Here is a 26,510-nt window from a genome sequence, read left to right as displayed (position 1 = left end):
CGCCGAGCCCCCGGGGTCAAGGGGTCAGACCGGCGGAGCGACGAAGACGCCGCGGTCGACGTCGTTGAGCATCTCCTTGGCGACCATCTCGTTCATCGGGTTGGACGTGCCCCACTGGTCGGCGTTCTCGGGCTTCGTCAGGTCGTAGATGTGCGGGTGCCAGGTGTCCTCGTCCAGCTTTTCGAGCTCGGTGGTGTACTCCACGGTGTTGCCGTTCGGGTCGAGGAAGTACGTGAAGGTGTTGTCGCCCGCCATGTGCCGCCCGGGGCCCCAGATCTTGCGGGCGCCGGAGCGCATCACGCGGCCGGAGCCGCGCATGTACTCGTCGATGCCGCGCATCTCGAAGGAGAGGTGTTGCAGGGAGGCGTGCGGACCGCTGGCGATGGCCATGGAGTGGTGCTGGTTGCTGATCCGCATGAAGTGCATGACCTCGCCCATGTGCGGCAAGGCCATCGTGTCGGACAGCCGGAAGTCGAGGTGCTGCTCGTACCAGGCGCGGGTGGCGTTGATGTCGGGGGAGTTCAGGACGACGTGCGAGAGACGGACCGGGATGGACTCCTTCTCCTCGATACGACGGTGCCGGCGTGCCTCGACGTCGGCCGAGACCTCGATGGTGCGGCCGTCGATGTCGAAGAAGCGGAAGCCGTAGCCGCCGCCGGGGGTGTCGATCTTGCCCGGCTGGGAGATCAACTGCACTCCACCCGCGAGGAGTTGCTCGGCGAGTGTGTCCACGTCGGCGGGGTTCGCCGCGCCGTAGGAGATGAGGTCGAGGCGCTTCTCCTCGGCCTTGCGGAGCCGGACGATGTACTGCTCGGGCGAGCCCTCGGCGGCGAGGAAGGAGATGCCGGAGTCCTCGGCGACCTTGGTCAGACCCCAGACGCCGGCGTAGAAGTCGAGCTGCTTGTCGTAGTCCGGCACAGCCAGGTCGACGTGGCGTAGGTGGGTGAGCAGACGTGTGCTCATGGTGGGGGTTCTCCTCGGTGCGGTTCAGATGGTTCAGACAAGGCGGAGCAGCGCTGCAGCGTTGCCGCCGCGTACAGCGTGGAAGTGGGGGGCCGGCAGGTCCGTGACGTCGCGCAGAGCGCCGAGCGGGTCGTCGGTGCCCATGTCGAAGGGGAAGTCGGAGCCGAGTAGGACCCGGTCGTGGCCGGCCACCCGGATCAGCTCGCGCAGGACGTCCGGGTCGTGGACGAGAGAGTCGAAGTACAGCTGCTTGAGGTAGCTGCTGGGCGGGTGCGCGCAATCGCGGGTGTCGGTGCGGGCGAGCCAGGCGTGGTCGGAGCGGCCGATGTGGGTGGGCAGATAGCCGCCTCCGTGGGCGGCGACGATGCGCAACCCCGGGTGCCGGTCCAGGACTCCGGAGAAGATCAGATGGGACAGCGCGACGGCGTTCTCGGTCGGCTGGCCGACGGTGTTGGACAGGTACCACCGGTTGAGGCGCTCGTCGAGCGTGCAGCCGAAGGGATGCAGGAAGAGAATCGCGCCGCTTTCCTCGGTCCGTGTCCAGAACGGCTCGTACGCGGGGTCCGACAGTTCGCGTCCCGGCGCGTGGCTCGAGATCTCGACACCGCGCAGGCCCAGGCCGAGGGCATGTTCGAGGGCTTCGACGGCGAGGCCCGGGTGCTGGAGCGGGACGAGGCCGAGGCCGTGCAGCCGTTCCGGGGCCTGAGCGATGTGCGCGGCGGTGCCGTCGTTGGCCAGTTCCCACACCGTACGGGCCAGGTCCTCGTCGGCCCAGTAGTGGTAGTGCGACGGAGAGGGCGAGACCAGCTGGACGTCGACCCCGGAGGCGTCCATCGCGGCGAGACGGGCCTTGACGTCGGTCAGCCTCGGGAAGCGGTCGCGGAACATCGGGCCGCTGACGGCGATGGCCTCGGGGCCGTTGCGGCGGGCGTCGAGATCGCGGGCCGCGGCCAGACCGGCGTGTCCGGCGACGGCTTCCTCGATCTGAGGGAGCAGGACGTGCGCGTGGACGTCGATCGTGGGTGCGCTGTTCCGGGGACTCACGGGGTTCACGGGGTCTCCTTCAGGACGGACATCGTGCGGCCCATCAGACCGGGGGCGTCGGCGTCACGGATGCCGTCCAACTGCCACCGACCGAGTTGCACGGACGCTTCGACCACCATGCGGACACGGTCGATCCGGCGTTCGTAGAAGCCGGTCAGCAGGGCGTCGAGGGAACTCCAGTCCTGCTCCTCGCTCAGCATCTCGGCCAGTACGGAGGCATCCTCCAGCGACATGGCCGCGCCCTGGGCGAGCGTGGGAGGACAGACGTGGGCCGCGTCACCGATCAGGACGACCCGCCCGCGGTGCCAGGAGCCCTCGACGAGCAGCCGGTCGAACCAGGTGTAGTTGACCTTGGCGGGGTCGGTGATGCTCGCGGCGATCTCCGGCCACGCACCCCCGTACGGCGCGGCCAGCCGCCGCATCTCGTCCGCGTACGAGGCCGGGTCGATGGAAGCGCGGTCGCGGTTGGCCTCGACGAGGTAGGCGTAGATGGTGCTCTTGTTGGTGGGGCAGTAGCCGGCGATGTAGCACGGTCCGCCGTAGGACAGGTCCATGCGCTCCACGCCCTCGGGGCGGGGCACGGGGACGCGCCAGATGGCCATGCCGGTCGGTTCGGGTTTGTCGCTGATGCCGATCATCGCGCGCGTGTGGGAGCTGACGCCGTCGGCGGCGATGACAAGGTCGTAGCGGCCCTCGGTGCCGTCGCTGAACCGGGCGGTGACGCTGGACGCGTCCTGGACCAGTTCCTCGGCGGTGGTGCCCAGGCGTATCGCCGCGCCGCTCTCGAGGACGGCCTCACACAGAATCTCCTGGAGCCGGGGCCGCTGCATGCCGAAGATCGGGGGCAGGTCGTCCCCACCGGTGCGGATGTCCTGCTGGACATGGAACACGGTCCCGTCGGGCGCGGCCAGGCCGACGGCGTCGACGGCGTAGCCGCTCTCCCGGACCTTGTCCCATACGCCCACTTCGCGCAGCACGCGCAGCGCGTTGCCCTGGAGGGTGATGCCGGAGCCGAGCACGTTCCAGTCGGGTTTGGCCTCGATCAGTTCCACGGCGATGCCCGCCCGCCGCAGCAGCACGGTCACGGCGTTGCCGGACGCGCCGCCGCCTATGACGAGGACGGTGCGGGGGCGAGGGTCGTTCATGGGTTCTCCCTGAGATGGTGCCGCGCGACTTCGAGCGGCAGAGGAGGTGTTGCGGGCCGGGCGGGCGAAGGTGGCGTAGCCGTCCGGGCGCGGCTCGCCCGGCCGTCCAGGTCGTTACTTGACGGCGATGGGATTCACCGGTGAGCCGACGGAGCCGGTGATGGGCAGTGGCGCGGCGGTGAGCCAGAACTCGTACCGGCCGTCGGCGGCGCAATGCGCGGCGAGGGCGTCGAGGTCCCACATCTCCCCGATGAGCAGACCGATGTGAGGGATGGCGACCTGGTGCAGCGGCTGGAAGGCGTGGTCGAACTCGTTGGGCCGCACCTCGAAACCCCAGGTGTCTGTGGCGATCCCGGCGATCTCGCTCCGGTGCAGCCAGCCGGCCGTACTGAAGCTCAACCCGGGTGCCGGCCCGCCCGCGTAGTCGCCCCAGCCTTCGTGACGGGCGCGGGCCAGCCGCCCGGTGCGCACGAGGACCAGGTCCCCACGACCGACGGTCACACCATGCGAGGCAGCGGTTGCGGTCAGGTGCTCCTCGGCGATGGCGAAGCCGTCGGGCAGTTGGCCGTCCTGACCGACGACCAGACCCACATCGAGGAGGACGCCCCGCCCGGCGACGTGCGAAGCCATGTGCTCGATACCGGTGACCAGATCGCCTTCGGAGGTGACGACCTTCTCCGCCGAGCGGCCGTTCCACGCCTTGCCGTGATCGAAGATGTGCCCGAGCCCGTCCCACTGGGTGGAGCACTGCAAGGGCATGGCGATCACGTCGTCGGCGCCACCGAAACCGTGCGGAAAGCCCTGGCCACCCAGAGCGGCGTCGGTGCCGGTGGCGAGCATCGTGTGCACCGGGTTGGTACGCCGCCGCCAGCCTTTCTGCGGGCCGTCCATGTCGAAGCTCTGTGACAAGGAGAAGCTGACGCCGTCGCGGATCAGGGCCGCGCCCTCGCGGCGCTTGGCCTCGGTGAGGAAGTTGAGCGTGCCGAGCACGTCGTCCTCGCCCCAGCGGCCCCAGTTCGAGTACGCCTTCGCGGCCTCGGCGATCGCCGCCTCGGGATCCGTACGGTCGATACGATCGGCGCTCATCGGGTTTCCTCCGCGACACAGCGGGTGCGCTGGGCGCCGAGCCCGGTGACCGAGCCGTCCATCACGTCGCCGTCGCGCAGCAGTCGGCCCCAATGGATGCCGTTGCCGGCCGGGCTGCCGGTCAGAACCAGGTCGCCGGGCAGTAGTTGGGCGGTCTGGGAGATGTAGGAGATCAACCGTGCGACACCGAAGATCATGTCCTTGGTGGACTCGTCCTGCATGGTCTCGCCGTTGAGTTTCAGGGTGACCTGCAGGTCGGAGGGGTCCGCGATGGAGCCGGCCGGGACGATCCACGGACCGAGCGGGGTGAAGCCGGGGGCGTTCTTGCTGCGCAGCCAGTCGGTGCCGATCGGGGGCATGTCCCGGCGGAAGACGGTCGCGCGGTCGGTCAGGTCGTTGGCGATGGTGTAGCCCGCGACGTACTCCAGTGCCTCATCCACGGTGACCCGGGAGGCGGGACGGGAGATCACCGCGGCCAGTTCCAGCTCCCAGTCGGGCTTCTCGGCCCAGGCGGGCAGCACCACGTCGTCGTAGGGACCGCTGATCGTGGTCGGCAGGCCGATGAAGACGTACGGGAGGTCCTCGGCGGCCCGCTTGTCCATGATCGCCGCGACCTCGGCGCGGGCCTCCTCGACGGTGCCCGAGGCGTCCGGGGCGCGGTGTGCGACCGCCAGGTCGATCACGTGCTGCCGGTAGTTGGCGCCCGACTGGAAGATCTGCCGCGGCTCGACGGGCGCGTGCGCCGTCATCTCGGCCAGCGGCCGCCAGTCGCGCTCCGGGTCCCCTGCGAGGGTGTGCAGCCGCGGCAGCAGCTCGTCCCAGCGCTCCATGAGTGCGAGCGTGGTCAGCGCGGGTTCACCCAATGCCGTACGCAGGTCGAGTACCTGGCCGTCCTGGGCCACGAGGCCCGGGAACCTGGTCTCGCCCGGTGCCGAAAGGGTGCCGATGGCGAACGGTCCGGAGAAGGGGGTGAAGAGTGCCGACGTGGCTGCGGATGTCACGGAGATTTCCTCCCGATTGCGGTGCCACTAATCTGGCCCGTAGCTTGCAATCAGGGAAATCGATTTCCTGTATATAAGAATCCAGCCGGCGAATACCCATGGTGCCGGCTCCGGAATTGGGATGCTTCGTGAACTTGGCCAGCCTGGACCTCAACCTCGTTGTTGCCCTGCGCGCCCTCCTGCAGGAGCGCAACGTCACCAGGGCCGGCCAGCGCATCGGTCTCAGTCAACCCGCGATGAGCGCGGCCCTGGCCCGGCTGCGCCGCCACTTCGACGACGACCTCCTCGCCCGGGTGGGCGGAGGGTACGAACTGACCGCCCTCGGGCAGGCCCTCCTCGACCGGACCACCACCGCATGCGACCTGCTGGAGCGCGTCTTCTCCAGTCAGGCCGAATTCGACCCCTCTCGCGAGGAACATGAGTTCACGCTGATCGCCTCGGACTATGCGGTTGCCGTATTCGGCACCGAACTCGCCCGCACCGTCCAAGCCGAGGCACCAGGCATCCGGCTCAGGTTCAAACAGGTACCGAACGAAATCATCGACAGCACCGGGTCGCTGCTCAGCACCGTGGACGGGCTACTGCTGCCCCACGGCATCATTCGCGGCTTCCCCACGGTCGAGCTCTACCAGGACAGCTGGGTCTTCCTCGTCGCCGACGACAACCCCGAGGTCGGCGAGCAGCTCACCCTCGACGACCTGGCCCGACTGCCCTGGGTGACGTACCAACGAGCCTACGATGCCCCCGCCGCCCGTCAGATCGCCATGCTCGGCATCGAGCCGCGCGTGGCGGTCTCCGTCGACAGTTTCCAGCTGATGCCGCTCCTGGTCGTAGGCACCCGCCGGGTAGCTCTCCTTCAAAGGCGTCTCGCCGATGAGCTGGACGGACTCGCACCCGTCCGCATCATGGAACCGCCCTATGACGCCGTGCCGATCCAGCAGGCCTTGTGGTGGCATCCAGTCCATATGCACGACGCGGCGCACATGTGGCTGCGGGAGACGATGGTCCGGGTCGCCGAGATGATGGAAGCCGGTCGGCCTACGATCTCCCGTCCGCCGAAATGAGGGTGGGGCTATGCCCTGCATCGGCAAAAGGCACCGCCGAGCGACGGCCGACGCTGAATGGCGGCCGCCGCGTGGAGCCGGTTTGAGTAGTTGCTGCTTGCTGATCTGGCTGGAAAGGTTCGCCGACCGGCCCTGTACCAGCGGCGACGATCGCCTGCTCAAGCTGCGTGTATCGGGTCGCGCCCCCGGGATGGGCGTGCTGCTAGTCCCGGAAGATCCGCTGGTTCCGACTCCGCGGCGAGGGAGGAGGGGCTGCTGTCCCGTACAACCAGTTCGGGCTCCAGCGCGACCGAGGTTCCTGTTCTCGGCTCGCCCTCGATCTGCGCGACAAGGAGTTCAGCGCGCGACGCCCGGCCTCGCCGAAGTCTTGCCGCACCGTGGTCGACGGAGGCCACACGTATTCGGCCTCGGGGATGCCGTCGTAGCCGACCGGGCTGACATCGCCGGCACGTCGCGGCGCGCCTCGCGGAGGGCACGCAGTACCCCGAGGGCCATCTGGTCGTTGGCGTCGAAGAAACGGCGGTGACATCGGGCATGGCGGCCAGGCGCCGCCCCTGTTCATAGCCCGACTGTGCACACCAATCGCCCGTAAGGGGTCTGTCGAACGAACCGCTCTGGCCCGTCGGTGGTGACATCGGGTAGCCGTCAGGGCAGGAGGATGCGATGGCGGAGGAGGTCGAATCCGGCGCGTCCGTGCATTTGTCTCATGATCCTCTGATGCGGGTGTTGACGCCTTAGGTGCGGCCGTTGTGGTCGAGCAAGGCGAGGTCGGCGTTCACGGCGGGCCGGTCGATTTCGAGGCCGTTGGTGAAGCTGCGCAGCTGGGGCAGGCCGACGGCACGGGCGGCCGTGATCCACTCGGTGAGTTTCACGTCGTTGTCCTCGCCCGAGTGCGGTCATCGCCGGGCAGGCCACGGCGATCTGCTCCAGCAGGGTCGTTTCCTTCGGGCGCAGGTTTTCGGGGTCGGTGAGCAGGAGACGGCCGGCATGACGTGGGGTGGTGACGGGGCGATCGCCTTCGGCGCGGCCCTGATTGAGGTAGAAGATCCACGCCGATCACCCGTGGGACCGCCTGCTGCGGCAGCGGCAGGCGTCGCAGATGGCGCAGTGCGGTACTGCGGGAGACCGGCACGGCCAGCAGGCCGGCGAGGCGTGCGGCCGCCCGGCCGTATAACTCGCGCGCCACCTGGGGGTATCTGTCAGACAAGCCGCACCGTGCGGCGCTGATGGCGCTACAGCAGTCCGGGAATCTGCTCGCGGAAGGTCTGCCTCCGGCAGCCCAGGACCGGACGGACCAGCCGCCGTGCCCTCAGGTGGACGAGGACCGGGCGGCCGCCGACCGGCACGTCCGTCCCCGTCCGGCGGTGATACCTGTGCACCTTCCCCGTCGGCGTCCGGCACACCGGACACGGCACCGCCGCATCCCGAGTGCGAGCCGTGACCACCACCGCGTCACCTCCGTCCACCACGTCCTCGACAACCAACACTGACAGCCCGGGAAACACCGTGCTGAGTGGGAGTCGACATCCATCACAAGATCATGGTCAAGGACGGCTACCTGGTGTCACCACCGATGCGGGCCAGAGCCGAACGTCTTAGAGGTCCTAACAAAGGCGTTTCACGTGGCGGTGGGTGATCAGGCAGGCGGCGAGGCCGAGGAAGGCTTCGTGGATGTCGTCGCGTCGTTCCCATCGGATGCGTAGGCGGCGGAAGCCGTGCAGCCAGGCGATCGTGCGCTCGACCACGTAGTGGAAGATACCGAGGCCGGAGCCGTGTGGCTGGCCCCGTTCGGCGATGACCGGGCGGATGCCGCGGGCCCAGAGCAGGCGCCGGCAGGTGTCGTGGTCGTAGCCGCGGTCGGCCAGGAGCGCGTCGGGGCGGTGCCGTGGCCGGCCGACGAGTCCGGCCACGGCCGGGACCTTGTCCAGCAGCGGGATCAGCTGGGTGACGTCGTTGCGGTTTCCGCCGGTCAGCGACACCGCGAGCGGGATGCCCTGGCCGTCGGTGAGGACGTGGTGCTTGCTGCCCGGCCGTGCGCGGTCGACCGGGCTGGGCCCGTTTTTGAGCCACGCCGAGCGGCCCGCACGTGGGAGGAGTCGATCACCGCCCGCGATCACTCCAGCTTCTTCGCCGCCCGTAGCTTCTTCAGCAGCACCAAGTGCAGTTGGCCCCACACACCGGCCTCGTTCCACGCGGCCAGACGCCGCCAGCACGTCATGCCCGAACCGAAGCCCAGCTCCTGGGGCAGGTACTCCCACTGGATGCCGGTATGCAGCACGAACAGGATCCCGCACAAGGCCTGCCGGTCCGGCAACCGAGGCCGCCCCTCCACCAGCTTCGGTCCCGGCTCGGGCAGCAACGGCTCGATCAGCGCCCACAGTTCATCCTGTCGCATTCGAAGCGGATTCGATGGATCGCAGGGTCCGGGAGGTGCTGCGTGGTGTCTCCGCGGACCGCTCGGTCACGCTTGCGACGGTCCCTCGTCAGCCGTGGCCTATACCTGCGCTCATGCCGGCGATCGTATGGGCCTTGATGTCGGGGTGCGGTCCTTCCGCGAATCGGGTCACCACGGCGCGGACGTGGTCCTGGGCGGGCTGGAGCAGGCCGTCGTACACCGCGACGCAGACTTCCCGCGCTCGTGACCGGGGCCAGCCGGGCGGCAGCAGCCCGATGGGGAGCAGCGGGTCCAGGATGGGGAAGTGCCGGTAGGCGTGCATGACTTCGGTCCGTGCGCGCACCGCGTCGGCACCGGTGACGCCGTCGGCGCTGATGTGCGGGAGCAGGCCGCTCCAACGGCTGATGAAGGCCTGGTAATGCTCGGCGATGCCGGTCAGGTCCCATGCCTCGACCGGGTTGCGGTCGACCTCCGTGTCCAGTTCCTCCTGCCGCGCGCGGAACACGGTCAGCGCTCCCCGCGCCAGGTCGGCCACCTCGATCCGTCCCTTGGGGGTCAGGGGGTGCGGCGACACCCAGAGCGCGTCGTACAGCGGCGCGAATCCGCGCCAGCGCAGCGCGGTGCGCAAGGCGCGCCGCCGCGTGCTCTCCTGTTCCGGGACGGAGAAGGCGATCAGTGTCCACCGTCCGTCCCATGAGTCGGGTTGGGTGGTGAAGGTGGCGATCGAGCTGGCGCCGCTCCACAGGTCGACGGCGGCCTGAGACGTCAGCCGGTAGGAGCTGTGCCGCCCTTGCCGGCTGCCCTCCAGCACCCCACGGCGCATCAGCCTGCTGATCGTCGTACGGGCGGCGCCCGGGGTCACCTGGAACTCTCCGAGCAGTGCCACGATCGCCGCCGACGGCAACCACGCCCGGCCGGGGAACGTGTAGTCGGCGATCAATGTCACCGTGAGTCCCTGCGGTGAGACGTTGCTTTGCCAGCCGGGCGACCGCACGGGGCCGACGGCGCCGTCACCCTCGTCGGAGAAGATCTCCTCGAGGTTGGACAGGTTCGGCAAGGTCGGCTCCGACGCGGTGGACAGGGTCGGCACCACTTTAACGGTTGTGGAATCACCGGGTGTAGCTCCGCCGCGACTGCTCCACCAGGCGGGACCTCCGCGCGCAGGTGAAGGCGCCCCGGCAGTGCCCAGGTGCGCGACACCGGCGTACTCGGAGGGCGACGGCAGCGAACCGTCATCCCGGCCCGATGATGACCTGGCGGCGCAGAAAGAGGTTCATGGCGCTCATGGTCAGCACTGTCCGGCCGTGCTGGTCGATGACCTCGATGCCGGGGTGACGAGACGGCGATCCGGCTTGGAGCGCGAGAGGCGGGCGTCCTGCACCGTCGCCCGCAGGAGCAGGCTGTCGCCGGGCCTGACGGGCTGGACCCAGCGCAGTTCGTCGATGCCGGGTGAGGCCAGGCTCGCCACCTTGCTGACGTAGTGGTCGACATACATCCCCATCGTGACGGAACAGGTGTGCCAACCGCTGGCGATGAGACCGTTGAACGGCCCCTGCCGGGCTGCCTGTGGATCGTTGTGGAGGCTCTGCGGGTCGAACTCGTCGGCGAACCGAAGGATGTCCTGCCTGGTCATGGTGATGCTGACGTAGACGTTCACGGCACCCGGCACGTAGTCCTCGAAGTACCGGTCCTCGACCGGGGTGGCGAAGTCGGTGGCGCTCAGGGTCGTGGTGGTGCCTGTCGTCATGCGCGGCGCGGACCCGGTCCTCGGCTGCCATCGCGGCATCAGTCCGAGCGTGCTGTCCGCCCGCCTGAGGGACCTCGTCGCCGACGGCATCCTGGGGAAAAACCCGCTATCGAGCCCTCGGTGCGCGCGGACGCGACGAGTACCGCCTCACCGACAAGGGCCGCAGTCTCCTGCCCATCCTGATCGCCCTCGATGACTGGGCCGAGCGCTGGATCGTCCCGTCCGGCGCCGGCACGATCTCTTTGCTCCACCACGAGTGCGGCAGCCCGGTACAGACGGTGGTGGCCTGCGCCTCCGGACACGACATCACCGCGCCCGGCCAGGTCACGATGCTTCCGGGCCCGGGGGCGAAGCTCGCGGCCGGGTCTGACTGACCGGCACACGGTGGGGAGCGGGGAGCGGGCTCGGCACCCCTGCCTCCCGCTGCGCCTCGAGCTCCCGCGCCCACGTACTGCCCTGGACGTCGCGCTACGGCCTCAGCGAAGCCGGCAATGGATGGGAAGGGCTTGGCATCGCATGGTTGGCGGGCGCAGCCGTCACCGCCGGGTGAGGGTGGACGGCGCCCCGGCGGACTGGTCACCCTCGTCGCTCAGGCTCAGGGTGTCTCGGCCGGTCATCGTGACGACGTAGACATTGCCGCTGGGGCAGGCCACTTCGGCCGACGGGTCGGTGGATTGGCTGGTGACAGCCTTGAGGACCATTGAGGCCTTGCGTACCTCCCGCAGTTGCAGGGTCTCGGTGCATCCCAGCTCAAGGCTGGTGTTCACTTCGGTCACGTTGCTGACCTGCTTGCCCGCCAATTCACCCCGTTCTGCCGGGTGGAGAGTCAGAGCGAAGGTGAACCGGTTGGTTCGGCGCTGATTATCATCGTCGGGGGTGGGATTGCCCGGCCCGGTGCCGACCCATGCACCTGCCCAGGCCGCGGGAAGCGATGTGGCGGCGGATGACGGCGAAGGCGTTCCGCCGGACGCGTCATCGCCGGAGAAACGCTGCACCACGAACGTGCCTGCCGTGGCCATCAGCGCCGCGGCCGTGGTCCCGACGACCACCCGGCCGGTACGGCTTGACACCCACCGTCGCACAGCGTCGGAAGGCGGCAGGACGGCGGTCCCCGCGTCGGCCGCAGCCGGGCCGTCTTCGGACTCACGTGACACAGCCGGCACGGATGGCGATCGCAATGTCGTGGAGATCAACGCGTGCGCCTCCTCCTCCCGCACGGCGAGATCTTTTTCCAGCGCCTCGGGCAGCAACTGCGGCCAAGTACCGCACCGGCCGCCCAGGCGTTCCAACAGAACGCTGACAGTGCCGGGCGTGGGCCGCTGCTCGGGGTCCTTGGCCAGACAGGACCGCAAGAACGGGGTCAGGGCCGGCGGAACGCCGTCGAGGTTCGGCTCCTGATGCACGATGCGGTAGAGCTGCACCGCGGGCGAGAACTCCTCAGTCGGACGGGAAAACGGGCCCCGTCCCGTCGCCGCGTACACCAGCACCGCAGCCAGCGAGAACACATCCCCGGGCGCACCCGATTCCCCGGCACTCGCCTGCTCCGGCGCCAGATAGCCGGGAGTGCCGATCACACCACCGGTCCTCGTGTGACGCGAGTCCTCCCTCGCGCGGGCGATCCCGAAATCGATGAGCAACGGACTACGGCGGCCCAGCAGCACATTGGACGGCTTGACATCCCGGTGGGCCAGCCCGGCCCCGTGGACCGCTCCCAGCGCCCCGAAAAGTTCGGACGCCAGTGCCAGTACGCACGGCTCGGGCAGCGGGCCGTACCGCCGCACCCACTCCGCCAGGGACGGCGCCGCCACGTACTCGGTGGCGAGCCACTGTGGGCGCTGCCCCACCGGGCTGTAGTCCACCACCGCAGGCGTCCAGGGGGAGCGCACCTGGTCGCTGTTACGGATTTCCCGCGCGAACCGCTCCTCGAACCCCTGCTCCCGTCCGAACTCGGCACGCACCGTCTTCAGAGCCAGCGGACGCCCCGACACCGTCCGGGACAGATACACCCGCCCCATGCCACCCTCACCGAGCCGCGCCAGCAGGGGATAACCCCCAACAGCCCCCGGATCCGACTCGTCCAGCAATTCCACGCCCCGCGCCCTCTCCTATGTGCACTGCCGATCAGGTTCAGCCCCCCGGACCAGCACAACCAAGCACCGTATCCGTGGCGTCCGGGCCAAGCATCACCTGTTACACCCGCAACACACTATTCTCAGCGAAACGCCTGGCAGCCCGAGGCCCCCTCACCGGCTGAGAGGCCAAGTGGACGGTCAAAAGGGAAGATCCGGGCTGGGGAGGTGCTCGGGCAGGGTGGGCGGCCTTGCAGCGAATGTGCCGGAAGCCACGGCGGACGCGGGCGGGGGCGAGTCCGCCCAGGAAAACCGGCCTTTCAGTCGGCTCGTGAGTGCCACCCGCTCGGGCTCGACCCGGCGACCTGGGCCGCGTTGCGAACTGCGTGCTCAGGTGCGGAGGCGGACGCGCGAGGTCTGGAGGAGCCACGGCCGGTGTGTGCCCTGGGGAACCAGCAGTGAACCGCGAAGCTCCGCGCTCAGGACCGAGTTCCTCGCTGCTCGCCACCACAGGCCGGCGCTGCGCGCGGGACTGTCCTCCTGCTTCGCTCGCTTGCAGTGGCTACAGGCAGGGATTGGCCGACAGCCATCAACAGGTAGGCGAACTCAGCCACGGCCACCTCGTCCGGTTCGAGGCGAGCAGGAACTGAGCAGCGTCATGACGCCCGCCGTCTCACGGTTCGTCGAGCAGGCGCTGGCCGTTGCGATGCCCATCACGAGTGGCGTCTACGGCGATCGCAGCAGCCGGGGTGGCGAGGAATGGCGTGCACTCCTAGTGCAGCAGTTGCACATGGGCGGCCGCGGCCTGCTGGATTGCGCTGATCTGGGTGTTGTACGCCCCCATCATGGCCGCTTTGCCGGTGGCGAAGCTGCCCGCGGTCACACCGGCGGTCAGGTCCTCGACCATCGTCGACGTATTGACGCTGGCCCCGGAGGAGAGCAGGTCCAGACCGTACTTCCACATGCCGGCGAGCGTCTCGGGCTTCAGCGAGACGTTGCCGTCCTTGTCGAAGAGGTTCTCACCGTGCTGGACGTCCCGTGACCGGTGCAGCGGTTTCGTGGAGGGCCTGCGTGAGTTCGGCATCGACGTCGACGAGCGGCTGGTGGTCGAAGCCGAGTTCAGTCGCCGAGGGGGGCGTGCTGCGGCCCGGGAGCTCCTCCAGCAGGGACTGGACGGCACGGAACTCGTCTTCGCGGTCAGCGACGTCATGGCGATCGGTGTGATGATCGCGCGACGCCGGGCTTGTCCCTGGCCGGGACATCGCCGTCGCCGGCTTCGACGACATCGGCCCGGCGGTGGACGTCGTCCCGGAGCTGACGTCCGTGAACGTTCCTCTGCAGCAGGTCGGGCTCCGCGCGATGGAGCTCGCGCTCTCCGACGATGACGTCCCGCGGATCGTACCGGTCGCCACGAACGTCGTTCTGCGGGCAAGCACCCCCCCTCGATGACCGTCCCGGCTGATCGCGTGGTGAGCGTCGACTGTCCGTCCTGAGCTGCTCCGCGGCCCGGCCGACGCCCTCGTGGCGGGCGACGGTCTTCCGGCCTGCCGAGCGCGCCGTAGCCGATGAGTACGGTGCCGTCCTCGGGAGAAGCTCCGCTCAGATCAGGGCAAGACGCCGAGCCGCGCCGGGCGGCGGACCATGACCAGGCCCGGAGCGGGCTCACGGCGACAGCCGGGAGCGAGCCGCCAGCGGGGCCAGTGGTGCGGACGCAGTGGGCGCCGTAGGACTCCATCAGCTTGGCCTGGCGGGCCAGTTCGGCGGGTTCGGCCAGTGGGACATCATCAGGAAGCCCGCCACATCCATGCCCAGCCCGCGGGCCGCGGCGATGTGCTGGGCGGAGACGCCGGCCTCGGGCCAGTGGGTGGCCACGAGCACGGAGCGGATGCCCGGCGAGTGAGCGCGTTGCAGGTCGTGCAGGGTGCCGACGCAGGGCGGCAGCGGGTGGTCGAGAGCCGGATCGCTACTTCGGTCGCCTCCGCCTGAGCCATCGCTCGCATGTGCCACGCAGGCTCGATGGCTGGACCGGGAGCTGTGTCGAAGCGTAGTTACTCATGCTCAAGAATCCACAGAGGAACTACTTGATACTGAGTATCATAGAGGGCTAGAGTCGCGTATTGCAAGTTCGTTTCGAACGGGAGTGTCCTTATGAGCAAGATCTGGTTCGTCACCGGTTCCTCGCGTGGCTTCGGTCGTCAGTTCGTCCAGGCGGCCCTGGAGCGTGGTGACAAGGTCGCGGCCACCGCCCGCAACGCCGACTCCCTGGCGGATCTGGTGGCCGCCCATGGTGAGGCGGTCCTGCCGCTGACGCTGGACGTCACCGACAAGGCCGCCGCATTCGAGGCCGTCAAGCAGGCACACGAGCACTTCGGCCGCCTGGACGTGATCGTCAACAACGCCGGACACGGCCTGTTCGGCGCGGTCGAGGAGCTGACGGAACAGCAGGTCCGCGACCAGATGGAGACCAACTTCTACGGCGCCCTGTGGGTCACCCAGGCCGCCCTGCCCCTCCTGCGGGCCCAGGGCAGCGGCCACATCGTGCAGATCTCCACGGTCGGCGGCGTCGCCTCCTTCCCCAACCTGGGCGGCTACAACGCCTCCAAGTGGGCCCTGGAAGGCCTGACCGAAGCCCTCGCCCAGGAGGTCGCCGGCTTCGGCATCAAGGTCACCCTCGTCGAGCCCGGCGGCTTCGAAACCGACTGGGCCGGCTCCTCCGCCACCTTCGCCACACAGCTGCCCGCCTACGACGACCTGCGCACCGCCGTCGCCGCCGCCTGGAGCGACGTCAAGTCCGGAGACCCCGCCGCAACCGGCCCCGCCCTGCTGAAGATCGTCGACGCCGACAACCCGCCCCTGCGCGTCTTCTTCGGCACCGCCCCCCTCCACCTCGTCCCCCACATCTACGCCGAGCGCCTCAAGACCTGGCAGGAGTGGGCGGCGGTCTCCGCCGAGGCCGAGGGCGCCGCGGCCTGAAGCCGCCGCGCGGCAGCGAGACGCCGCGGGCCGATCCGTGACGAGGTGGATGGTTCGGGCGGCAGCCCGCAGACATGAAGGCGGGCTCGGTGGTCAGGAGTCACTCGCGGCTCCCGAAGTGTCCCGGGCGGCCCGCGGCGCACTGTAGGCCCGTCCCGGCGAGGTGACGGGAAGGGCCGGGCGGGTGCGGGGCGGTCATCCTCCCCTTCTGTCCCGGTGGCCGTCCAGTCGCCTGACCACAGACCGGAACCCCAGTCGGGCCCGACCCCATCCGCGTCCAGAGTCATCCGTTCGACAGGGGGCAGAGAGTCATGCCGGCCCCGGAGGGCAGCGGCGTCCTTGTGGGACCGCAGAAAGCATGACGGGGGTGTGTGGGTACGAGGAGGGTCAACTTTTCGGGGCAGGTGCCGGAGTCGCAGCCGACCTCGGCGCGGGGTCCGCCCGGCCGGGAGCGCCCAGCGGGCCTGCGGTCACCGTCACGTTCCCTGCGCGCGGCCCAGCGTTTCGTCGTATGCGCTGCCGTCCCTGAGGGCGGACTGGGTGCGGCCGAGCAGGTCCTCCGGGGCAAGTGGACCCTCACCTCGCATCCGCTGACGCGCTCCGTGGGAGTGACTTGAGCGGCCGGCGTGGACAGTGTGGCCGCCGGGAGCCCATGTATCTGATGCTCAGTATCAGATTGAGTCGCTGTTGTATTCTTTACTCATGACCGACTCCGCCCGCACCTCCGCCCAGTCCGCAACCAAACCGCCCGGCCTGCGGGAGCGTATGCGCGCGACGGTCCGGAAGGAAGTCGTCGAGGTCGCGCTCCGGCTCTTCATCGAGCAGGGATTCGACGGGACGACCGTCGACCAGATCGCCGGTGAGGTCGGGCTGTCGCGTGCCAGCCTGTTCCGGTACTTCGGCACCAAAGAAGACATGGTCCTGCAGGGCTTGGAGGAGACCGGCGGTCAGATCGCGGAGGCGCTCGCCGCCCGCCCTGACGCCGAGGGTCCCTGGGAGGCGCTGCGCAGGGCGTTCGACGTCCTCACGCAGGCGAACGAGCAGGCGCCCGAGCAGACACTCAGCTATCTGCGCATGCTCCAGGAGACTCCGTCATTGCGCGCCCGGCACTTCGAGAAGCAGCTGAGCTGGCAGGCGATGCTGGAGCCGGAGATCGCCCGGCGGCTGGGCGTCAGCGCCGACCAGCCGGAGGAGGTCGGGCCGAACGCGCTTTCCGGGGCCGCGCTCGCCTGTCTGGATGCGGCCGCGACAGGCTGGGTGGCCTGTGAGGGCGCCGTTCCCTTGGCCGTACTGCTCGACCGTGCGATGGGCACGCTGACGGAATAGTTTCACCAAGGTCCCCTGCCTCTGGAGCCACGGGGGTAGGCAACGGGGTTTGTCCCTGGCGGAGTTGGCCGGGCAGGCGAGGCTGGCGAAGCAGGCGCTCTCGAATCTGGAGCAGGGCGCGGGCAATCCCATGGGGGACACGCTGTTCTCGATCGCCGTGGTGCTCGGCGTACCCGTGACCCGGCTGGTGGCCGAGTTGTCGGTGGCGAACCCCAGTCCGCGCTCGGCCACCTCCGAGCGGATCCCGGCGATGCGTTGACCGCGGAGATACCGAGAGACAAGGGCAGCCGTCGGCGGTCGACGATCAGGTGGATTTTCGATCCGTTCTTGCCGCGGTCGATCGGATTCGGTCCCGTCAGCCGCCCCTCTTGAGCGCACGGACGTTGACGGAGTCGATCGCGCACCGCGACCAGTCCAAGTCGCCGCGGGAATCGAGGTCGTCCAGGACCGGGCGGTGGAGCTTGACCCACACCCGGGCCTCGATTCACTCGGTGAACCGGCGAAAGGCGGTCACCCCCGACAGCCCAAAGCCCGATGGCAGTTGGTTCCAGGTATATCCCTAGGTGGCCACAGAGATGATCGCGGCCAACACCTCGCGGTCACCTGGCCAGCGCCGTTCCCCGCCCTGAGGCCGTTCCGGAGCTGGCGGGACCACCCGCTGCTGCCGCCGACTCCCTGAAGCCACGAGGAAGGGCCCGTTGAGCTGCGAAAATTGCTGACTCGTCGGTGACGGTCGAGCGATGTGACGGGGCAGAGGGCGCTGCTGAGTGAGTCCAGAGTCTGGCCGTCTGTGGGGCGCTGTGGCAGGACCCTTGCTCACTCGATGCCAACTTCCCTGACGGTTCGTCAGGTGCTGAAGGGCGGGATGGGAACAAGAGGTTCTGGTCTGCTGGTGGTACAGGCTCTGCGCGCTGTTGACCAGCAGAAACGGTGCTGGGCACTCGGCGCAGGGGACAGGCGCGAGGGTGCTGGAGATCAGATGGCGGATCGATCACCGTGTGCCTGAGCCCCCGAAGCGCGGAGAGCGCTCGCCACCTCACGCTCGTCAGGCGCGGGGACCCTGCGGAGCTTGGCCACCCCTGCGGGTGCGGGGACCACACTCGGGGATTTGGGGCTCCAGGGCTGCCGGGTGTCGGTCGACAGTACTAGGGGCCAGGGTGGTGCGGTGACTGCTCAGGTTTGCAGGGAAAGCGGCGATCAAGGTCGACGAGGGTGGGCCGGCCGAGGGAGATGCGGACGGCGATCGACGCAGGGGTGAACGGTGTCGGGACCACGGATGAAAGAGAACGGCGGTCGAGGGGCTACCGCATACTGGGCGAGTTGCGAGTGCAGGCTTCATGGTGTGTCCGCGCCCCCGCCGCAACGGTCCGCCATGTCCGAGCCGTACCTCCTGCCGCCTCCCCCGCAGAAGAAGAGCCGGACTGGTGTCGTCCTGGGGGCTGTGGGCGGGGTCATGGCCCTGTTGATCGTCGCCTGGCTCGTGGTCATGGTCGCCAAGGTCGGCGCCGACGGAGACTTTCCCGAGGCTCGGTACCGGTTGACCCTGTCCAAGGCCCTGCTCGGCGGTGAGTACCAGTTGGAGCAGGACTTCTCCGGTTCACCGCAGGACAGTTTTGTGCAGCACGCCGAGAGCGCACTGGGTGGTCGGGACGTCCGGGCGGCCGTCGCGAGCTACAGGCCCGTCGACCGCGGTGGCCGACTGAACGTCAGCGGCGTGTACGGCCGGTTCAAGGACACTGCCGACGCCCGGAACACCATGCTGAAGGACGCTGCCGACTTGGAGGGCATGTCGGTCGCCCGGGCACCCGAGGACTTCCGCCCCTCCGGCTCGGACGTCACCATCACCTGCCAGGTGGTCGCCAAGGAGGACCTGAACATGCGGGTCGTCAAGCCGCTGTGCGCCTGGAACGGCAACACTGGCGCGCTGATCGGCGAGATCGACCCCGCGGTCCCCTCCAAAAACGCCAGGGACGTGGACCTGGCGAGCCTGGCTGAGCGCACCCTCCGCATGCGAGCCGAGCTTCGGCGACCGATCAGCTGAAGGAGGCCGACCCCGGCAGGGGTTCGTGCGTGAGCATGTCCGAACGGGCTCACCGCCATGTCGCGCCTCACCATGTGATCGCCACTGTCCCAGCCGGCAGACAGCGGCGTCGCGATCCGCACCGCTGCCGACTTCGCGGGCTGTACAGCGGCCCGTAATCAGTCGACCCGCTGTTGCCCGGACGTCACCTCGTGGTCGGCTGCGGCGCAGGCGCTGGGCAGGGCCGGCCTCAACCACCCGGACTGCTTCACCCACGCAGTGGTCTTCCGACGGTGTCCCGCCTGCCACGAACACAGCATCGTAGGCGCGATAGTTGCGAAGACTTTCGGGTGTCTGCGCAGGCCATTGACGTGCTAAGGGTTCGGTTCTACGGTCCCGGCCGACGACGCGACCGCTGTTCGGCGAGACGAACGGCACCCCACCTAGGAGCGTCCGCATGAGCCGTGACCCCCGTACCTCCCACACCCCCCGCACATCCCGCCCGTTCCACCCCTCGCGCAGAGCAACCCTCCTGGCCGTCCCGGCCGCGGTACTGCTCGCCCTGGCCCCCACCGCCGCATCCGCCTACCCCAACCCCGGCACGGTCACGGGGGCCACCGTCGTCCATGATCCGACGATGATCCGCACCTCCGCCGGGCGTTACCTCCTCTACGCCACCGGAGGCGCTCTGTCCTACCGCACGTCCACCGACCGGATCGCTTTCGGGGCAGGGGGCGACGCCTTCTCCACCCGGCCGAGTTGGTGGTCGCAATACGGGGCGACCGAGGCCTGGGCCCCGGACATCTCGTACCAGGGTGGCAAGTACCTGATGTACTACTCCGTCTCGACCTTCGGGTCGAACAAGTCGGCCATCGGGCTGGCCGGTTCGACGACCGGTCTCCCCGGCTCCTGGGCCGACCACGGCATCGTCTACTCCTCCTCCGCGTCCAACGACTACAACGCCATCGACCCCAATCTCTTCGTCGACGACGACGGCACCTGGTGGCTGTCCTTCGGGAGCTGGTGGACGGGGCTGAAGATGATCCAGATCAACCCCTCCACCGGCAAACAGCTCGCAGGTGACACCACCCGGTACTCCCTCGCCTCCCGCCCCACCGCCACGAAGGCGGTCGAAGCGCCGTTCGTCGTCAAACGGGGCGGTTTCTACTACCTCTTCGCCTCCTACGACACCTGCTGCGCGGGCACCGGCTCCACCTACAAGGTCAAGGTCGGGCGGGCCACCAGCGTGACCGGGCCGTACCACGACAGGAACGGCGTCGCGCTCATGAACAACGGCGGGACACCGGTGCTGGAGTCCCACGGCCGGTACATCGGCCCCGGTGGCCAGTCGATCATGAAGGACGCCGACGGAGACCTGATCGTCTACCACTACTACGACGGCGACGACAACGGCCGGCCCAAACTCGGCATCAACCTCCTGAACTGGAGCGGCGGATGGCCCGTCGCCCACTGACCACAGCGCGCCGGAGAGCAGTCCGGCCGACCGCGCCCCGGTGGAGCGTCGGAGTTGCTGCCCGGGATTCGCGCCCTGTATGAGGAGAATGCGGGCGCGTATGCGGGCGCCTCGGACGGGGCACTCGGTTCGAGTGCCCCGTCCGAGGCGACGGCCCGGTGCGGATCAGGCCGGATCAGGTCGGCTCAGGCACCGAGCGCGCGGTCCCGTCCGCGCTCGCGCGTGTCACCGGCGCCGCGTCGCCAGGAGCGCGGGGCACCAGACCGATCAGTACCGCACCGATGAGACCGGGCACCGCGAGGGCGTAGAAGTTCCACTGGTACGCCAGCCCCGCCCCGATGATGAGGCCGAGCAGGGGTGGGGCGAGCATCGAGCCGATGCGGCCGAAGCCCAGTGCCCAGCCCAGCGCGGTGGCGCCCATCCGTACCGGGTAGTGCTTGGAGACATGGGCGAGGACGAACGTCTGCGTTCCCATCGCGCCCACGCCCCCCATCGCGACGGCCGCGTACAGCACCGCCGTGGGCAGTCGCAGGCTGAGGAGGATCACGGCCGCGCCAGCCAGGAGGTACGTCGTGACGATGATCGGCTTCGAACCGAGTCGGTCGGCGGCGAAGGAGATGAGGAGCTGGCCGACGACGGCTCCGAGGTTGAACATGAGCAGGAAGCCGAGTGCCGACCCGGAGGAGTAGCCGGCCCGGCGCATGATCTCGGGGAGCCAGGTGTTGTACCCGTAGATCATGAACAGGCACAGGCACGACATGGCCAGGAAGCAGAGTGTCGCCGCGACGTAGTCGCGCGAGAACAGGGCCTTGACGGGTGACATGCCGTCCCGGCCGGCCGCGTCCGACGGAGAGTGGGTCGACGTCGTCGCCTCCCGGGGCGCCTCCTCAAGGTCGATGTTCCAGCGGCGAGCTGTCTTCTCCGCTTCGGCGTGCCGGCCCTTCGCCCGGAGGAAGGTGATCGACTCGGGCAGGAATTTCAGGGCCACGGGCACGACGAGGATGAGGGGGAGGAGCCCGAGCAGGAACATCGCCTGCCAGCCGTACTGGGGTATCACCGACATGCCCACCAGGGCGGCGATGATGCCGCCCACGGGAAAGCCGCTGAAGATGATCGCGAATACCAGGTTGCGCGTTTTCGGGTGCGAGTACTCTCCGCTGAGGGCACTGGCGGTCGGCAGTACGCCACCGAGCCCGAGGCCTGCGAGGAACCGGAAGAACCCGAACAGTTCCGGGGACGTCGCGGTCGCGCACAGGCCGGTCATCACCGAGAACCAGGTCAGGCAGGCGATCAGCGTCTTGCGTCGGCCCAGGGTGTCGGTGAGCGTGCCGACGGTCGTGGCTCCGATGAGCATGCCGATCAGGGCGAACGAGCCGATCAGACCGGCGCCGGCGGGAGTCAGACCCCACCCGCCTTCGTGAAGCAGCGACGGGATGACAGCGCCGTAGATCACGACGTCGTACCCGTCGGCGACGATGGCGAGCCCGCAGATCGCGAGAACCAGCACGGTGACCGGAGGCCAGGTGGTCTGGCCGCGACTTCCTCCGCGACTGTCTTCGAGCATGACAATTCCTCTCACATGGCTTGCGGGTATGAGTCTCTTTCGCCCGTGGATGCGGCGTGCGTACGTTCGGCGGCGGCAGCCCCGGGCCCGCCGGAGCCATGCCGGGCATGCGGGGCTGAGCGCACGCAGTCAGATCAGTGACCGGTTGTGGCGGCCGGACCGTATCGACTGCGGCTCACCTCGCATCGCTAAGTGTGCACACTATTACAGGGCTGTAAAGGGTGGAGTGCGCGAAAAGGGAGAAGTTGTGTGAGCTGAATGCCCCTGGTCGCGTCGGCGGCGCGAGGGAATGTGTATGCAGAACTGGGGTGAGCGGGCGTCTCAAGGCATCGCGCCGGAACCCAGGCTCCTGGAGACGCTCCGGCCCGCCAGCACAACAGCGGGCGCCAGCAGATGTGTTCGGGCGTCGACACCCACCACGGACAGGGCCGCCACCAGGCGGCCCTTCGCATCGGTCACCGGTGCCGCCACCGAATGGGCCTCCGGGCTCATCTCCTCATGCACGACCGCGACGCCGGTCCGGCGGCATTCCGCCAGTGTCAGACGCAGTGCTCCCGGGTCGGTGATGGTCCTCGGAGTGAAACGTGCCAGGCCGTTCCGCACGACCTCGGTGAACAGCTCCTCGCCGGTGTGCGCCAGCAGCACCTGGCCGGCGGCGGACGCGTGCAGAGGCAGTCGCCCGCCGACCTGGGACACCACGGGAACCGCTCCCGCCGAGGAGATCCGCTCGACCACCAGGGCGTCGGTACCGTCGAGGACGGCCAGTTGCACGTGCTGGCGTGTGGCGGCGTGCAGATCTTCCATGACGGGCATCGCCAGGACGCGCAGGGGCAGCCCGCGCGGGTTGAGCGTGCCCAGCTCCCACAGGCGCAGGCCGACGACGTAGGCACCGGTGGGGAGGCGTTCCAGCGCCCCCCACCCCGTCAGTTCGCCGACCAGCCGGTGGGCGGTGGCGTGGCGGAGGCCGGTGAGGCGGCAGATCTGGGCAAGGGTCAGTTCCCGGCGATCCGGCGTGAACGCGTCCAGGATGGCCAGGGCCCGCGAGATGACTGTGCGACCGAGGTCGCCACTGTTGGCCGTTTCGGGTCCTCTCACCATGGCGGCGGGCCTTCCGCCGGCGTCATTCTCGGCCCGACGGACGCTCATCGCTTCACGCGGTGTCCGTTCAACGGACATCGTAGTGACCTTCGTATGTCCTGGCCTGGACTCTTCTCCCACTTCGACACAGCGGAAAGGAGTTGGGGCATGTGCATGACCGGGACGCCGCGAGCAGGTGGCGGCCATGGCGCCGAGACACTCGACGGAGCGTTGCCGAGTTTCGAGCACGAGAGCCTGACGCAGCGAGTCGTCTTCGCCTCCGGCCAGGCGGCCGAGCGGGTGCGGGCGGAGGTGCGCAGGCTCGGCGCCTCACGGGTGATGGTGATCGCGGCACCCGCCGAGGCCGAACTCGCGTGGGAGGTCACAGCCGACCTGCCGGTCGTGCTGCGGTGGGACGAGGCGGTCATGCACGTCCCCGTCGACGTGGCCGAGCGGGCTCGCGCCGCGGCGGCCGCACACCGGGTGGACTTGCTGGTCAGCGTCGGGGGCGGCTCCACCACCGGCTTGGCGAAGGCGATCGCGCTGACCAACGGGCTGCCGATCCTTGCCGTCCCCACCACCTACGCGGGCTCCGAGGCCACCAGTGTGTGGGGTCTGACCGAGCGGGCACGCAAGACCACCGGCGTCGACGCACGCGTCCTGCCGCGCTCCGTCGTGTACGACGCGACGCTGACGGTGTCGCTACCCGTACGGATGAGCGTCGCCTCGGGGCTGAACGCGCTGGCCCACTGCGTCGACGCGATGTGGGGCCCCCGTGCGGACCCGATCGACCGGGCGCTGGCGGGGGAGGGGATCCGCGCGCTGGCGGCGGGCCTGCCCGCGGTGGTCGCCGACCCGGTCGGCCTGCCGGGCCGGGAGCAGGCGCTGTACGGGACGTACCTGTCCGCGGTGGCGTTCTCGTCGGCGGGGTCGGGACTGCACCACAAGACCTGCCATGTCCTGGGCGGCAGGTACGACCTGCCGCACGCCCAGACCATGCGGTGGTGCTGCCCTACGTGCTGGCGTTCAACGCACCGGCCGCGCCGGAATCCGAGAAGCGGATCGCCGCCGCGTTCGGTTCGGATTCGGCGATCGAGGGACTGCAACGGCTGCGGCGTGACGTGGACGCGCCGAAGGGGCTGCGCGACTTCGGGTGGGCGGAGGCCGAGGTCGACGACGCGGTGGAGGCCGTCCTGGACGCGGTACCCGACGGCAATCCACGTCCCGTTCGGGCCGAGGACATCCGACGACTGCTGCGTGCGGCGTGGCAGGGCGCCGACCCGCGGACGGTGACCGACGACTCGACGGCGAGAACCCACGACAACTCGGTTGCGAGAACCCACGACGACTTGATGGCGAGGAGAGACGATGAGAGGTGAGCGCGGCGGGGCGGCCGATCGGACGACCCCCGAACAGCACGCCCGCGAACAGGCGCTGGTGGAGAAGGTCGTGGCCTCCTTCGAGACCGCGCGGGACCCGCGGCTCAAGCAGTTGACGCAGGCCCTGACCCGCCACGTGCACGCGTTTCTGCGCGAGGTGCGGCTGACCGAGGCGGAGTGGGCGTCCGCGATCGAGTTCCTCACCGCGGCCGGGCACATCACCGACGACAAGCGGCAGGAGTTCATCCTGCTGTCGGACGTGCTCGGGGCGTCCATGCAGACGATCGCGATCAACAACGAGGCCCACGCGAACGCCACCGAGGCGACGGTGCTCGGCCCCTTCTTCGTCGAGGGCTCACCCGAGGTCCCGCTGGGCGGGGACATGTCCTTCGGCGCCGCCGGGCAGCCGTGCTGGGTCGAGGGCAGGGTCACCGACACCACGGGCAAGCCGGTGCCGGGAGCCCGCATGGAAGTGTGGGAAGCCGACGAGGACGGCTTCTACGACGTGCAGTACGACGACGACCGCACCGCCGCGCGAGGACACCTCTTCAGCGACGACACCGGCACCTACCGGTTCTGGGCGATCATGCCGACCCCGTACCCGATTCCGCACGACGGCCCGGTCGGCGCGCTGCTCGCCTCGGTGGGCCGTTCGCCCATGCGCGCTTCCCACCTGCACTTCGACGTCCGCGCCGAGGGCAAGCGGACCCTGATCACCCACATCTTCGTCCGAGGCGACGAACTGCTCGACACCGACGCCGTGTTCGGCGTCAAGGACTCGCTCATCCACGACTTCGTCGAGCACCCGGCAGGCACACGCACACCGGACGGCCGCGACCTCGGGGGCCGGTCCTGGTCGAGTGTCCGCTTCGACATCGTCCTGGCACCCGCGGACACTGCGGGGCCGGGCACGGCTTCGCGCGAGAGGACCCCCGAATGAGCAGCCGGGCCGAGAGACGAACGCCGCACCCGCGCGTGGCCGTGGTCGGCGGAGGAATCGGCGGTCTCGCCACGGCGGCGTTCCTGCACCGGGCCGGGATCGAGGCGACCGTGTACGAGCAGGCGCCCGCCCTCACCGACGTCAAAGCGGGCCTCGTCGTGTCCCCGAACGCGGTGCGCCTGCTGCGCGGCCTCGGCCGGCTCGACCGCTTCCGCGAACGCGCGGTGCCGCTGGAGGTCGGGTGGGAGTTCCGGCGCTGGGCGGACGGGCGCGTGCTCTTCTCCCAGAACCTCGGAGAAGAGTGCGTACGGCGCTTCGGCGAGCAGAGCTACGTCGCCCATCGTGCCGACCTCCTCGCGGCGGTGCGGGCGGCGGTCCCCGAGGGGGCGCTACGGCTCGGGACCCGTCTCGCCGGTCTGCGGCGGCTGGACGGGGCAGTGGAGCTGACGTTCACCGACGGGACGCGGGAGGTCGCCGACGTGGTCGTCGGCGCCGACGGCGTCCACACCACCGTGGGGCAGTACGTGACCGATACGGGCTCACCCCGGTTCTCGGGCATCTGCGCCTGGCGATGCCTGGTGCCGGCCGAGCGCGCGCCGGAGTTCGCGCGCCATCCGGTGCAGACGCTGTGGCTCGGCCCCGACCGGCACCTGGTCCACTACCCGATCTCCGGGGGAGCGCAGATCAACATCGTCGCGTTCGGCCCGGCGTACGACTGGACGACGGAGTCGTGGTCGGCCGAGGGGCGGATCGAGGACCTGCGCGCCGAGTTCGCCGGGTGGTCCGAGGACCTGCGGGCGCTCCTCGCGGCGGCGGAACGGACGGGACGGTGGGCGCTGCTGGACCGCGACCCGCTGCCCCGCTGGACGAAGGGGCCCGTCGCGCTCCTCGGCGACGCGGCACACCCGATGTTCCCCTTCTTCGCCCAGGGAGCGGCACAGGCCATGGAGGACGCCGCCGTCCTCGCGGGCTGCCTCGCCGGCCGGCCGGAGGACCCCACCGCCGCGCTGAGCCACTACGAGGACATCCGTCGCCCACGCGCCACCAGGGTGCAGCAGCTGAGCCGGGGCAGGGCGGACAGCAACCATCTGCCCGACGACCCCGCCCAGCGGGCCAGGGACGCCTCGTTCTCCACCGCGGACGCCTTCGCCCACAACGGGTGGATCTACGGCCACGACGCCGAGCTCACCGTCCGTGAGGCGATGGCGACCGGCTGAGCCTCCTCCCTCGGAACACCACGACG

At 69.4% G+C, this 26,510-nt stretch carries 20 protein-coding genes and 7 pseudogenes; 11 read left to right on the top strand and 16 right to left on the bottom strand.

Annotation, left to right across the window (positions count from 1 at the left end):
- Positions 1–24: 24 nt before the first annotated feature.
- From HW837_RS05160 to HW837_RS05140, 5 genes are all read right to left on the bottom strand, one after another.
- The gene (locus tag HW837_RS05160) at positions 25–963 is read right to left on the bottom strand and encodes a VOC family protein (RefSeq protein ID WP_193382035.1); all 939 of its coding nucleotides are present in this window, start codon (positions 961–963) and stop codon (positions 25–27) included.
- 33 nt (positions 964–996) lie between these two features.
- A complete protein-coding gene (locus HW837_RS05155) occupies positions 997–2,016 on the bottom strand; it encodes an amidohydrolase family protein (RefSeq protein WP_313895626.1) in 1,020 nt (339 codons plus the stop codon).
- Positions 2,013–3,152: an FAD-dependent oxidoreductase gene (locus HW837_RS05150; protein ID WP_193382034.1), complete on the bottom strand. Its 1,140-nt coding sequence runs from the start codon at positions 3,150–3,152 to the stop codon at positions 2,013–2,015. The genes HW837_RS05155 and HW837_RS05150 overlap by 4 nt, the downstream gene beginning before the upstream one ends.
- 114 nt (positions 3,153–3,266) lie before the next feature.
- The gene (locus tag HW837_RS05145) at positions 3,267–4,238 is read right to left on the bottom strand and encodes a cyclase family protein (protein WP_193382033.1); all 972 of its coding nucleotides are present in this window, start codon (positions 4,236–4,238) and stop codon (positions 3,267–3,269) included.
- Positions 4,235–5,245 (bottom strand): fumarylacetoacetate hydrolase family protein, encoded by a 1,011-nt coding sequence (locus tag HW837_RS05140; protein WP_193382063.1) that lies wholly within the window; start codon positions 5,243–5,245, stop codon positions 4,235–4,237. The genes HW837_RS05145 and HW837_RS05140 overlap by 4 nt, the downstream gene beginning before the upstream one ends.
- A gap of 122 nt (positions 5,246–5,367) precedes the next feature.
- Here HW837_RS05140 and HW837_RS05135 point away from each other — a divergent pair, with 122 nt between their 5' ends.
- Positions 5,368–6,303: a LysR family transcriptional regulator gene (locus HW837_RS05135; protein ID WP_193382062.1), complete on the top strand. Its 936-nt coding sequence runs from the start codon at positions 5,368–5,370 to the stop codon at positions 6,301–6,303.
- Between the two features lie 158 nt (positions 6,304–6,461).
- Here HW837_RS05135 and HW837_RS05130 read toward each other — a convergent pair.
- The 5 genes and pseudogenes from HW837_RS05130 to HW837_RS05110 all read right to left on the bottom strand — a co-directional run.
- Positions 6,462–6,899: pseudogene (locus tag HW837_RS05130) on the bottom strand (substrate-binding domain-containing protein); the annotation flags it as partial.
- 49 nt (positions 6,900–6,948) lie between these two features.
- Positions 6,949–7,808 (bottom strand): annotated as a pseudogene (locus tag HW837_RS05125) (transposase family protein).
- Between the two features lie 99 nt (positions 7,809–7,907).
- Positions 7,908–8,698 (bottom strand): annotated as a pseudogene (locus tag HW837_RS05120) (IS5 family transposase).
- A gap of 88 nt (positions 8,699–8,786) precedes the next feature.
- Complete coding sequence (locus tag HW837_RS05115) at positions 8,787–9,788, bottom strand: PaaX family transcriptional regulator (RefSeq protein WP_313895627.1); 1,002 nt, start codon at positions 9,786–9,788, stop codon at positions 8,787–8,789.
- 198 nt (positions 9,789–9,986) lie between these two features.
- The gene (locus HW837_RS05110; protein WP_237270015.1) at positions 9,987–10,445 is read right to left on the bottom strand and encodes a MaoC family dehydratase; all 459 of its coding nucleotides are present in this window, start codon (positions 10,443–10,445) and stop codon (positions 9,987–9,989) included.
- A 170-nt stretch (positions 10,446–10,615) separates the two neighbouring features.
- On the opposite strand from HW837_RS05110, the gene HW837_RS50265 reads away from it, so the two are divergent.
- Complete coding sequence (locus tag HW837_RS50265; protein ID WP_237280687.1) at positions 10,616–10,819, top strand: hypothetical protein; 204 nt, start codon at positions 10,616–10,618, stop codon at positions 10,817–10,819.
- Positions 10,820–10,981: 162 nt separating this feature from the next.
- On the opposite strand, the gene HW837_RS05100 is transcribed toward HW837_RS50265, so the two are convergent.
- The gene (locus tag HW837_RS05100; RefSeq protein WP_193382031.1) at positions 10,982–12,535 is read right to left on the bottom strand and encodes a serine/threonine-protein kinase; all 1,554 of its coding nucleotides are present in this window, start codon (positions 12,533–12,535) and stop codon (positions 10,982–10,984) included.
- A 751-nt stretch (positions 12,536–13,286) separates the two neighbouring features.
- A complete protein-coding gene (locus HW837_RS48065; protein ID WP_196790350.1) occupies positions 13,287–13,598 on the bottom strand; it encodes a hypothetical protein in 312 nt (103 codons plus the stop codon).
- Between the two features lie 161 nt (positions 13,599–13,759).
- Here HW837_RS48065 and HW837_RS50260 point away from each other — a divergent pair.
- Positions 13,760–13,963 (top strand): annotated as a pseudogene (locus tag HW837_RS50260) (substrate-binding domain-containing protein); the annotation flags it as partial.
- A gap of 238 nt (positions 13,964–14,201) precedes the next feature.
- Here HW837_RS50260 and HW837_RS05090 read toward each other — a convergent pair.
- Positions 14,202–14,455: pseudogene (locus tag HW837_RS05090) on the bottom strand (4-hydroxy-2-oxovalerate aldolase); the annotation flags it as partial.
- Positions 14,456–14,662: 207 nt separating this feature from the next.
- Between HW837_RS05090 and HW837_RS05085 the strand changes: the two are divergent.
- The 3 genes from HW837_RS05085 (at position 14,663) to HW837_RS05075 (ending at position 17,072) form a co-directional block, all read left to right on the top strand.
- Positions 14,663–15,487, top strand: coding sequence for an SDR family oxidoreductase (locus tag HW837_RS05085; RefSeq protein WP_193382322.1), 825 nt, complete (start codon positions 14,663–14,665; stop codon positions 15,485–15,487).
- Between the two features lie 702 nt (positions 15,488–16,189).
- Positions 16,190–16,813 (top strand): TetR/AcrR family transcriptional regulator, encoded by a 624-nt coding sequence (locus HW837_RS05080; protein ID WP_193382215.1) that lies wholly within the window; start codon positions 16,190–16,192, stop codon positions 16,811–16,813.
- Positions 16,814–16,862: 49 nt separating this feature from the next.
- Positions 16,863–17,072, top strand: coding sequence for a helix-turn-helix domain-containing protein (locus HW837_RS05075; protein ID WP_237270013.1), 210 nt, complete (start codon positions 16,863–16,865; stop codon positions 17,070–17,072).
- Here the strand turns inward: HW837_RS05075 and HW837_RS05070 are convergent.
- A pseudogene (locus HW837_RS05070) lies at positions 17,067–17,498 on the bottom strand (transposase); the annotation flags it as partial. The gene HW837_RS05075 and the pseudogene HW837_RS05070 overlap by 6 nt on opposite strands.
- Positions 17,499–18,185: 687 nt before the next feature.
- Here HW837_RS05070 and HW837_RS05065 point away from each other — a divergent pair.
- Complete coding sequence (locus HW837_RS05065; protein ID WP_193382214.1) at positions 18,186–18,854, top strand: hypothetical protein; 669 nt, start codon at positions 18,186–18,188, stop codon at positions 18,852–18,854.
- Between the two features lie 436 nt (positions 18,855–19,290).
- Positions 19,291–20,307, top strand: a complete 1,017-nt coding sequence (locus HW837_RS05060) for an arabinan endo-1,5-alpha-L-arabinosidase (protein WP_193382213.1) — start codon at positions 19,291–19,293, stop codon at positions 20,305–20,307.
- A 175-nt stretch (positions 20,308–20,482) separates the two neighbouring features.
- Here HW837_RS05060 and HW837_RS05055 read toward each other — a convergent pair whose 3' ends face one another.
- Together HW837_RS05055 and HW837_RS05050 are read right to left on the bottom strand one after the other, a co-directional pair.
- Positions 20,483–21,871 (bottom strand): MFS transporter, encoded by a 1,389-nt coding sequence (locus tag HW837_RS05055; RefSeq protein ID WP_193382212.1) that lies wholly within the window; start codon positions 21,869–21,871, stop codon positions 20,483–20,485.
- A 321-nt stretch (positions 21,872–22,192) separates the two neighbouring features.
- Positions 22,193–22,969, bottom strand: a complete 777-nt coding sequence (locus tag HW837_RS05050) for an IclR family transcriptional regulator (protein WP_193382211.1) — start codon at positions 22,967–22,969, stop codon at positions 22,193–22,195.
- Positions 22,970–23,062: 93 nt separating this feature from the next.
- On the opposite strand from HW837_RS05050, the pseudogene HW837_RS05045 reads away from it, so the two are divergent.
- From HW837_RS05045 to HW837_RS05035, 3 genes and pseudogenes are all read left to right on the top strand, one after another.
- A pseudogene (locus HW837_RS05045) lies at positions 23,063–24,327 on the top strand (maleylacetate reductase).
- Positions 24,317–25,267, top strand: a complete 951-nt coding sequence (locus HW837_RS05040; RefSeq protein ID WP_193382210.1) for a dioxygenase family protein — start codon at positions 24,317–24,319, stop codon at positions 25,265–25,267. Before HW837_RS05045 ends, HW837_RS05040 begins: the two are co-directional and overlap by 11 nt.
- The gene (locus HW837_RS05035; protein ID WP_193382209.1) at positions 25,264–26,484 is read left to right on the top strand and encodes an FAD-dependent monooxygenase; all 1,221 of its coding nucleotides are present in this window, start codon (positions 25,264–25,266) and stop codon (positions 26,482–26,484) included. Before HW837_RS05040 ends, HW837_RS05035 begins: the two co-directional genes overlap by 4 nt.
- The last annotated feature ends 26 nt before the right edge of the window (positions 26,485–26,510 follow it).

Source organism: Streptomyces caniscabiei (assembly GCF_014930365.1).
Taxonomy (GTDB): domain Bacteria; phylum Actinomycetota; class Actinomycetes; order Streptomycetales; family Streptomycetaceae; genus Streptomyces; species Streptomyces caniscabiei.
The sequence above is the reverse complement of the archived record's forward strand: the minus strand, read 5'-3'. Positions and strand labels throughout refer to the sequence as shown.

Bases quoted from the DNA above. Each gene is read 5' to 3' on its own strand.
- HW837_RS05160 (WP_193382035.1), bottom strand. From the start codon at position 963: ATGAGCACACGTCTGCTCACCCACCTACGCCACGTCGACCTGGCTGTG.
- HW837_RS05150 (WP_193382034.1), bottom strand. From the start codon at position 3,152: ATGAACGACCCTCGCCCCCGCACCGTCCTCGTCATAGGCGGCGGCGCG.
- HW837_RS05145 (WP_193382033.1), bottom strand. From the start codon at position 4,238: ATGAGCGCCGATCGTATCGACCGTACGGATCCCGAGGCGGCGATCGCC.
- HW837_RS05110 (WP_237270015.1), bottom strand. From the start codon at position 10,445: ATGACGACAGGCACCACCACGACCCTGAGCGCCACCGACTTCGCCACC.
- HW837_RS48065 (WP_196790350.1), bottom strand. From the start codon at position 13,598: ATGCCGAACTCACGCAGGCCCTCCACGAAACCGCTGCACCGGTCACGG.
- HW837_RS05085 (WP_193382322.1), top strand. From the start codon at position 14,663: ATGAGCAAGATCTGGTTCGTCACCGGTTCCTCGCGTGGCTTCGGTCGT.
- HW837_RS05080 (WP_193382215.1), top strand. From the start codon at position 16,190: ATGACCGACTCCGCCCGCACCTCCGCCCAGTCCGCAACCAAACCGCCC.
- HW837_RS05065 (WP_193382214.1), top strand. From the start codon at position 18,186: ATGTCCGAGCCGTACCTCCTGCCGCCTCCCCCGCAGAAGAAGAGCCGG.
- HW837_RS05060 (WP_193382213.1), top strand. From the start codon at position 19,291: ATGAGCCGTGACCCCCGTACCTCCCACACCCCCCGCACATCCCGCCCG.
- HW837_RS05055 (WP_193382212.1), bottom strand. From the start codon at position 21,871: ATGCTCGAAGACAGTCGCGGAGGAAGTCGCGGCCAGACCACCTGGCCT.
- HW837_RS05050 (WP_193382211.1), bottom strand. From the start codon at position 22,969: ATGGTGAGAGGACCCGAAACGGCCAACAGTGGCGACCTCGGTCGCACA.
- HW837_RS05040 (WP_193382210.1), top strand. From the start codon at position 24,317: ATGAGAGGTGAGCGCGGCGGGGCGGCCGATCGGACGACCCCCGAACAG.
- HW837_RS05035 (WP_193382209.1), top strand. From the start codon at position 25,264: ATGAGCAGCCGGGCCGAGAGACGAACGCCGCACCCGCGCGTGGCCGTG.